This is a genomic window from Streptomyces sp. NPDC039424 (assembly GCF_055639495.1).
In genome coordinates this window covers 125,395-133,343 of record NZ_JBVKAI010000024.1, presented here as the reverse complement: position 1 = coordinate 133,343, position 7,949 = coordinate 125,395, and the positions used below count along the sequence as shown (strand labels likewise).

The following is a 7,949-nucleotide window of genomic DNA, read 5'->3' as shown; positions in this document are numbered from 1 at the left end:
ATGGGCATCCAGGCGATCAAGGGCGTCGAGGTCGGCGACGGGTTCGGTCTGGCGCGGGTGCCCGGCTCCCAGGCGCACGACGAGATCGTCACCACCCCCGAGGGCATCAAGCGGGCGTCGGGCCGTTCCGGCGGTACCGAGGGCGGTCTGACGACGGGCGAGCTGCTGCGGGTGCGGGCGGCGATGAAGCCGATCGCGACCGTGCCCCGGGCGCTGCAGACCGTGGACGTCGCCACCGGTGAGCCCGCCCAGGCCCACCACCAGCGCTCGGACGTGTGCGCGGTCCCGGCGGCCGGCATCGTCGCCGAGGCCATGGTGGCCTTGGTCCTCGCGGACGCGGTCGCGGAGAAGTTCGGCGGCGACAGCGTGCCCGAGACCCGCCGCAACGTGCGGTCGTACCTCGACAACCTCACGGTCCGATGACCGCACCGTCGATCGTGCTGGTCGGTCCGATGGGCGTAGGCAAGTCCACGGTCGGGCGGCTGCTCGCCGAGCGGCTGGGCGTCGCCTACCGGGACACCGACGACGACATCGTGACCGCCGAGGGCCGGACCATCGCCGAGATCTTCGTGGACGAGGGCGAGCCGGTCTTCCGCGCCCTGGAGAAGCGGGCCGTGCACCGGGCGCTGGCCGAGCACGACGGCGTACTGGCGCTCGGCGGCGGGGCGATCCTCGACGAGGACACCCGCGGCCTGCTCGCCGCGCAGCGCGTGGTCTACCTCTCGATGGACGTCGAGGAGGCGGTCAAGCGCACCGGCCTGAACGCGGCCCGTCCGCTGCTGGCGGTCAATCCGCGCAAGCAGTGGCGCGAGCTGATGGAGGCGCGGCGGCACCTGTACGAGGAGGTCGCCACGGCGGTCGTACCCACCGACGGCCGTACGCCCGAAGAGGTCACCCAAGCGGCGCTGGACGCACTGGAGTTGAAGGAAGCATGAGCGAGGCAGTCACCCGGATCCAGGTCGCCGGCACCGCGGGCACCGACCCGTACGAGGTGCTGGTCGGTCGGCAACTCCTGGGCGAGCTGGCCGGGTTGATCGGGCACCGGGCCAAGCGCGTCGCGGTGGTCCACCCGGAGGCACTGGCCGAGACCGGCGACGCACTCCGCGCCGACCTGGCCGAACAGGGCTACGAGGCCGTCGCCATCCAGGTGCCGAACGCCGAGGAGGCCAAGACCGTCGAGGTCGCCGCCTACTGCTGGAAGGCGCTCGGCCAGTCCGGCTTCACCCGCAGCGACGTGATCGTGGGCGTCGGCGGCGGCGCCACCACCGACCTGGCCGGGTTCGTGGCCGCGACCTGGCTGCGCGGTGTGCGCTGGATCGCCGTCCCGACGACCGTGCTTGCCATGGTGGACGCGGCGGTCGGCGGCAAGACCGGCATCAACACCGCCGAGGGCAAGAACCTGGTGGGCGCCTTCCACCCGCCGGCGGGCGTGCTGTGCGACCTGGCGGCGCTGGACTCCCTCCCGGTCAACGACTACGTGTCCGGGCTCGCCGAGATCATCAAGGCCGGTTTCATCGCCGACCCGGCGATCCTCGAACTCGTCGAGTCCGACCCCGAGGCCGCCCGCACCCCGGCGGGCCCGCACACCGCCGAGCTGATCGAGCGGTCGATCCGGGTGAAGGCCGAGGTCGTCTCCTCCGACCTGAAGGAGTCCGGCCTGCGGGAGATCCTCAACTACGGCCACACGCTCGCCCACGCCATCGAGAAGAACGAGCGCTACCAGTGGCGGCACGGCGCCGCGGTCTCGGTCGGCATGCACTTCGCCGCCGAACTCGGCCGACTGGCCGGCCGGTTGGACGACGCGACCGCCGACCGCCACCGCACCATCCTGGAGTCGGTCGGGCTGCCGCTGCACTACCGCTACGACCAGTGGCCCAAGCTGCTGGAGACGATGAAGGTGGACAAGAAGTCCCGCGGCGACCTGCTGCGCTTCATCGTGCTCGACGGCCTCGCCAAGCCGACCGTCCTGGAGGGACCGGACCCGGCCGTGCTGCTCGCCGCGTACGGCGAAGTGGGGCAGTAAGTCCCCGAGTACGCCTTCCGCCTGACGCGCCGTCGGCGCCGGGCACTTCGGGCCGCCCCCGGCCGTTCACCAAACGACGGCCGGGGACGGTACCGTTCGGTAGGGAGCGGGGGACCGCTCCTGCCAGCGCCAATTGCCTGTACGAGACGGAGTGGCACCGGATGCAGCACGCAGTGGGGTCTCCGCTGCCGCCGCCCCACCAGCCGGGGCAGGGACCGGCCGCCGGCTGGTCGCCGGCCGCACACCACCCGGGCCCGCACCCGGGAGCCCACGCGCCCGCGCCCCCGCCACCGGGCTTCACCGGGCCCCCCTCGGGGCCGGTGCCGCCCGCGCCCCCGCAGCCGCCTGCCCCGCAGCACCCGTCCGTGCCGCCGGTCCCCGAGACCACCGGTCATGTACCGCTGCCGCCGGGCGGCCCCGTCGCCATGCCCAGCGCACCACCGGCCACCGCCGTCCCCGACCCGGGTACCACGACCCTGGCCGTGCTGCTGATCGGCCCCGCGGGCGCCGGGAAGACGAGCGTCGCCAAGTACTGGGCCGACCACCGACGGGTCCCCACCGCGCACATCAGCCTCGACGACGTACGCGAATGGGTCCGCTCGGGCTTCGCCGACCCCCAGTCGGGCTGGAACGACCACTCCGAGGCCCAGTACCGCCTGGCCCGCCGCACCTGCGGCTTCGCCGCCCGCAACTTCCTGGCCAACGGGATCTCCTGCATCCTCGACGACGCCGTCTTCCCGGACCGCCCGGTGGTCGGCCTCGGAGGCTGGAAGCGGCACGTCGGCCCCGGCCTGCTGCCCGTCGTCCTCCTCCCGGGCCTGGACATCGTCCTGGAACGCAACGCCGAACGCACCGGCAACCGCCGCCTCACCGACGAGGAGGTCGCCCGCATCCACGGCCGCATGGCGGGCTGGTACGGCTCGGGCCTGCCGATCATCGACAATTCCCAGCTGGACGTCCCGGGCACGGCACGGGTACTCGACGAGGTCCTGGCACGGGCCATCGCAAGCCCTCCGAACTGGTAACCGTCCCCCATCGGAACTCCCCAACCGGCACAATCCGCCCACCGCTCCTACGCTCATCTCATGTCAGAGGTGTACGCGGTCCGCCGAACCCGGCTCAGGGAACGCTGCAATGCGGGCGGCAGCGCGGCGGCGCTTGTCTCCCGCCCCGCCAATGTGCGCTACCTCGCGGGCGCCGCCCCCCGGGGCGCCGTTCTGCTGCTCGGCAAACACGAGGACCTGCTCGTGTGCGCCGACTCCCCGGGCGACCGTCCGGGCGAAGGCCGACCGGACGACAGCCTCGGGGTGCACTCCCTCACCGGCGCCGGAGGCGACCCCGCGGTGGCCGCCGCCGGCCTCGCCGAAGGCCAGGGCGCCGATTCCCTGGCCGTGGAGGAACACCACCTCACCGTCACCCGCTACAGAGCCGTCTCCTCCGTCGCGTCCCGCCTCCGCCTGGCCGACCTCGGCGGGGCCGTCGAGCAGCTCAGGGTGGTGAAGGACGAGGAGGAGATCTCCTGCCTCCGGATCGGCGCCGAGATCGCCGACCAGGCTCTCGGCGAGCTGCTGGAGTCCATCCTGGTGGGCCGCACCGAGCGGCATCTCGCCCTGGAGCTGGAGCGGCGCCTGGTCGACCACGGCGCCGACGGGCCCGCCTTCCCGACCTCCGTGGCCACCGGCCCGAACTCCGGCCGGCGCGGGCACCGGCCCACCGACCGCCGGGTCGAGGAGGGTGACTTCCTGTCGGTCTGCCTCGGGGCCACCTATCGCGGCTACCGCTGCGAGATCGGCCGTACCTTCGTGATCGGCACCTCGCCGGCCGACTGGCAGATCGAGCTGTACGACCTCGTCTTCGCCGCTCAGCGCGCCGGACGGGAGTCCCTGGCGCCCGGCGCGGCCTACCGCGAGGTGGACCGGGCCGCACGCCAGGTGCTGGACTCCGCGGGGTACGCGCAGGGCCTGCAGGCGCTCACCGGACACGGGGTGGGACTCGAAATCGACGAGGACCCGCAGTTGGCTCCCGCGGCCATGGGTAAACTGGACGCTTGCGTGCCGGTCACCGTCGAACCGGGGGTCCACCTCCCGGGCCGGGGCGGTGTCCGGATCGATGACACGCTCGTCGTACGCCCCGAGGCGGACGGCGGACCCGAGCTACTCACCATCACGACCAAGGAGCTGCTCGCCCTCTAGGCAGTGGCGTGCGCCGGGGTCGTCCACGTCAGTCCAGGAGATTCCGCAACCGTGGCTTCCACGAACGACCTCAAGAACGGCCTGGTGCTCAAGCTCGAAGGCGGCCAGCTCTGGTCCGTCGTCGAGTTCCAGCACGTCAAGCCCGGCAAGGGCCCTGCCTTCGTGCGCACCAAGCTCAAGAACGTGCTCTCCGGCAAGGTGGTCGACAAGACCTTCAACGCCGGCGTCAAGGTCGAGACCGCCACTGTCGACAAGCGCGACATGCAGTTCTCGTACATGGACGGCGAGTACTTCGTCTTCATGGACATGGAGACCTACGACCAGCTGATGGTCGACCGCAAGGCCGTCGGCGACGCCGCCAACTTCCTCATCGAGGGCTTCACGGCCACCGTCGCGCAGCACGAGGGCGAGGTGCTCTTCGTGGAGCTGCCGGCCGCCGTCGAGCTCGTCGTCCAGGAGACCGAGCCGGGCCTTCAGGGTGACCGCTCCACCGGCGGCACCAAGCCCGCCACGCTGGAGACCGGCCACCAGATCCAGGTGCCGCTCTTCATCACCACCGGTGAGAAGATCAAGGTCGACACCCGTACGAGCGACTACCTCGGCCGGGTGAACAGCTAACCGTGGCTGCCCGCAACACGGCCCGCAAGCGCGCCTTCCAGATCCTCTTCGAGGGCGACCAGCGCGGCGCCGACGTCCTGACGGTCCTCGCGGACTGGATCCGGCTCTCCCGGACCGACCCCCGGCAGCCGCCGGTGAGCGAGTACACGATGCAGCTGGTCGAGGGGTACGCCGAGCACGCGAAGCGGATCGACGAGCTGCTGGCCCAGTACTCGGTCGGCTGGACGCTCGACCGGATGCCGGTCGTCGACCGCAACATCCTGCGCCTGGGTGCCTACGAGTTGATCTGGGCGGACGAGACGCCGGACGCCGTCGTCCTGGACGAGATGGTGCAGCTGGCGAAGGAGTTCTCGACCGACGAGTCGCCCGCGTTCGTCAACGGCCTGCTCGGGCGGCTCAAGGAGCTCAAGCCCTCGCTGCGCCGGGACGAGGCGTAGGCGCGGCACAAGCCGGTACAGCGGCACAAGCGGTTCAAGCGGTACAGCGGTACGAAAATCGCCTCAGGGCCCGCAGCGCGACTGCTGCGGGCCCTGAGGCATTCCCCGGTGCCCGGGCGGGTCGCAGGCCTGCAGAAAGCCGCCGGGGTGGCCGGAACCGTCAAGTTCCGGCCACCCCGGCGGCACGTTTCTGCTGAACCCGCGGAGCGCTCAGCCCTCCTCGTGGGTGGCGACCGCGCGACGCGCGTCCGCGTCCAGCACGCCCCAGCTGATCAGCTGCTCGGTGAGGACCGAGGGCGACTGGTCGTAGATGACGGCGAGTGTGCGGAGGTCGTCCTGCCGGATCGACAGCACCTTGCCGTTGTAGTCACCGCGCTGCGACTGGATGGTCGCCGCGTACCGCTGCAGCGGGCCCGCCTTCTCGGCCGGCACCGTGGCCAGCCGCTCCAGGTCCAGGACCAGCTTCGGCGGCGGCTCGGCGGCGCCGCCCGGCGTGGTGCCCGGCAGCAGCTCCTGCACCGGAACGCCATAGAAATCCGCCAGCTCGGCGAGGCGCTGTACGGTCACGGCACGGTCACCGCGCTCGTACGAACCGACCACCACGGCCTTCCAGCGACCCTGGGACTTCTCCTCGACACCGTGGAGGGAAAGGCCCTGCTGGGTGCGGATGGCCCGGAGCTTGGCCCCGAGCTGTTTGGCGTATTCGCTGGACATATAGCTCCCCGGACACTGTGTCGACGCGGCCGGCTGTTTTCCATGCCGCGCGGCTGGTAACTCACTGTGAGGTTACGCAGCGTTACTCTTCCGCGTCAAGCCGAATGGTCCGCGGCGACTCTTCCGTGGCAGCGGCGGACGGTTGCGCCAAGGGGGTGATCGGGGGCGTTCCGGGGACCTGCTACGGTGGATGGCGCAATTCCGACGTCCTTTAAGGTCCGTCCCGTGAGGCGGAGAAGGAGGTCCGTTTCGTATGGACAAGCAGGACGAGCAAGACCAGCACGGCAAGTACGACAGGCAGGACAGGCAGCAGGACGCGCAGTCGTCCGACGCCCGGCCCGTCCTCGAAGGGCCCGACATCGCGCGGGTGCTCACCCGCATCGCCCACGAGATCGTCGAGCGCGCCAAGGGCGCCGACGACGTGGTGCTCCTCGGCATTCCCACCCGGGGCGTCTTCCTCGCCCAGCGGCTCGCCGCCAAGCTCGAGCAGATCACCGACACCAAGATCCCGGTCGGCTCCCTCGACATCACCATGTACCGCGACGACCTCCGCATGCACCCGCCGCGTGCGCTGGCCCGCACCGAGATCCCCGGTGACGGCATCGACGGCCGTCTGGTCGTCCTCGTCGACGACGTGCTCTTCTCCGGCCGCACCATCCGCGCCGCACTCGACGCCCTGAACGACATCGGGCGCCCGCGCGCGGTGCAGCTGGCGGTCCTCGTCGACCGCGGCCACCGGGAACTCCCCATCCGCGCCGACTACGTCGGCAAGAACCTCCCCACGTCGCTGCGGGAGACGGTCAAGGTGCAGCTCGCCGAGGAGGACGGTCGCGACACCGTGCTGCTCGGTGTGAAGCAGACCCAGTAGCAGGCCGAAGGCGTACGTCGCTGTCGTACGCCCGCTCGCCGCGCCACCGCCTGCCCGGCCATGCCCTCTGGGCGGCACCCACACCCCGCTTCCCGATGAACTGCCTTACGGAGCCTGACAGATGCAGCGTCATCTCATCTCGGCCGCCGACCTCACCCGCGACGACGCCGTCCTGATCCTCGACACCGCCGAGGAGATGGCCCGGGTCGCCGACCGGCCGATCAAGAAGCTGCCGACCCTGCGCGGCCGCACCGTCGTCAACCTCTTCTTCGAGGACTCCACCCGCACCCGGATCTCGTTCGAGGCCGCAGAGAAGCGGCTGTCCGCGGACGTCATCAACTTCTCCGCCAAGGGTTCCAGCGTGTCCAAGGGCGAGTCCCTGAAGGACACCGCCCAGACCCTGGAGGCGATGGGCGTCGACGCCGTCGTCATCCGGCACGGCGCCTCCGGAGCCCCGTACCGCCTGGCCAACTCCGGCTGGATCGACGCCGTCGTCATCAACGCCGGCGACGGCACCCACCAGCACCCCACCCAGGCCCTCCTGGACGCCTTCACCATGCGCCGCCGGCTGGTCGGCCGCGACGCGGGGATCGGGCAGGACCTGGGCGGCAGGCGGATCACCATCGTCGGGGACGTCCTGCACAGCCGGGTCGCCCGCTCCAACGTGGACCTGCTGCACACCCTGGGCGCCGAGGTCACCCTGGTCGCCCCGCCCACCCTGCTGCCGATCGGCGTCGAGTCCTGGCCGTGCGCGGTCTCGTACGACCTCGACACCACACTGCCCAAGTCCGACGCGGTGATGATGCTGCGCGTGCAGCGCGAGCGCATGAACGCGGCCTTCTTCCCCACCGAGCGCGAGTACTCACGGCGCTACGGCCTCGACGGCGACCGCATGGCCCGGATGCCCGAGCACGCCATCGTGATGCACCCCGGCCCGATGGTCCGCGGCATGGAGATCACCGCCGAGGTCGCCGACTCCGAGCGCTGCACCGCCATCGAGCAGGTGGCGAACGGAGTCTCCATCCGGATGGCCGTCCTGTACCTGCTGCTGGGCGGCGCCGTCACCCCTGCCCGTACCACCGAGGAGAAGTAAGACC

The 7,949-nt window shown here is 71.3% G+C and carries 10 protein-coding genes; 9 read left to right on the top strand and 1 reads right to left on the bottom strand.

The genetic code is table 11. The features are described from left to right. The 7 genes from ACZ7L0_RS38295 to nusB all read left to right on the top strand — a co-directional run. On the top strand, nucleotides 1–423 hold a 423-nt coding region (locus ACZ7L0_RS38295; RefSeq protein WP_471247193.1), incomplete at its 5' end, for a chorismate synthase. Continuing rightward, a complete protein-coding gene (locus ACZ7L0_RS38290; protein WP_471247192.1) occupies nucleotides 420–935 on the top strand; it encodes a shikimate kinase in 516 nt (171 codons plus the stop codon). The genes ACZ7L0_RS38295 and ACZ7L0_RS38290, both read left to right, overlap by 4 nt. Continuing rightward, on the top strand, nucleotides 932–2,023 hold the full coding sequence (gene aroB / locus ACZ7L0_RS38285) for a 3-dehydroquinate synthase (RefSeq protein ID WP_471247191.1): 1,092 nt from the start codon (nucleotides 932–934) through the stop codon (nucleotides 2,021–2,023). Before ACZ7L0_RS38290 ends, aroB begins: the two co-directional genes overlap by 4 nt. Nucleotides 2,024–2,184: 161 nt before the next feature. After that, nucleotides 2,185–3,048, top strand: coding sequence for a Pro-rich N-terminal domain-containing protein (locus ACZ7L0_RS38280; protein ID WP_471247190.1), 864 nt, complete (start codon nucleotides 2,185–2,187; stop codon nucleotides 3,046–3,048). Between the two features lie 60 nt (nucleotides 3,049–3,108). After that, nucleotides 3,109–4,215, top strand: a complete 1,107-nt coding sequence (locus ACZ7L0_RS38275) for an aminopeptidase P family protein (protein WP_471247189.1) — start codon at nucleotides 3,109–3,111, stop codon at nucleotides 4,213–4,215. Between the two features lie 51 nt (nucleotides 4,216–4,266). Continuing rightward, nucleotides 4,267–4,833, top strand: a complete 567-nt coding sequence (gene efp, locus ACZ7L0_RS38270; protein ID WP_020117452.1) for an elongation factor P — start codon at nucleotides 4,267–4,269, stop codon at nucleotides 4,831–4,833. A 2-nt stretch (nucleotides 4,834–4,835) separates the two neighbouring features. Beyond that, nucleotides 4,836–5,270, top strand: coding sequence for a transcription antitermination factor NusB (nusB, locus tag ACZ7L0_RS38265; RefSeq protein ID WP_471247188.1), 435 nt, complete (start codon nucleotides 4,836–4,838; stop codon nucleotides 5,268–5,270). A 210-nt stretch (nucleotides 5,271–5,480) separates the two neighbouring features. Here nusB and bldD read toward each other — a convergent pair whose 3' ends face one another. After that, the gene (gene bldD, locus ACZ7L0_RS38260; RefSeq protein ID WP_010046440.1) at nucleotides 5,481–5,984 is read right to left on the bottom strand and encodes a transcriptional regulator BldD; all 504 of its coding nucleotides are present in this window, start codon (nucleotides 5,982–5,984) and stop codon (nucleotides 5,481–5,483) included. A 253-nt stretch (nucleotides 5,985–6,237) separates the two neighbouring features. Here bldD and pyrR point away from each other — a divergent pair, with 253 nt between their 5' ends. Beyond that, entirely contained in the window at nucleotides 6,238–6,852 is a 615-nt protein-coding gene (gene pyrR / locus ACZ7L0_RS38255) for a bifunctional pyr operon transcriptional regulator/uracil phosphoribosyltransferase PyrR (protein ID WP_471247187.1), read from the top strand. A gap of 121 nt (nucleotides 6,853–6,973) precedes the next feature. Further along, entirely contained in the window at nucleotides 6,974–7,945 is a 972-nt protein-coding gene (locus ACZ7L0_RS38250) for an aspartate carbamoyltransferase catalytic subunit (protein WP_471247186.1), read from the top strand. Nucleotides 7,946–7,949 lie beyond the last annotated feature (4 nt).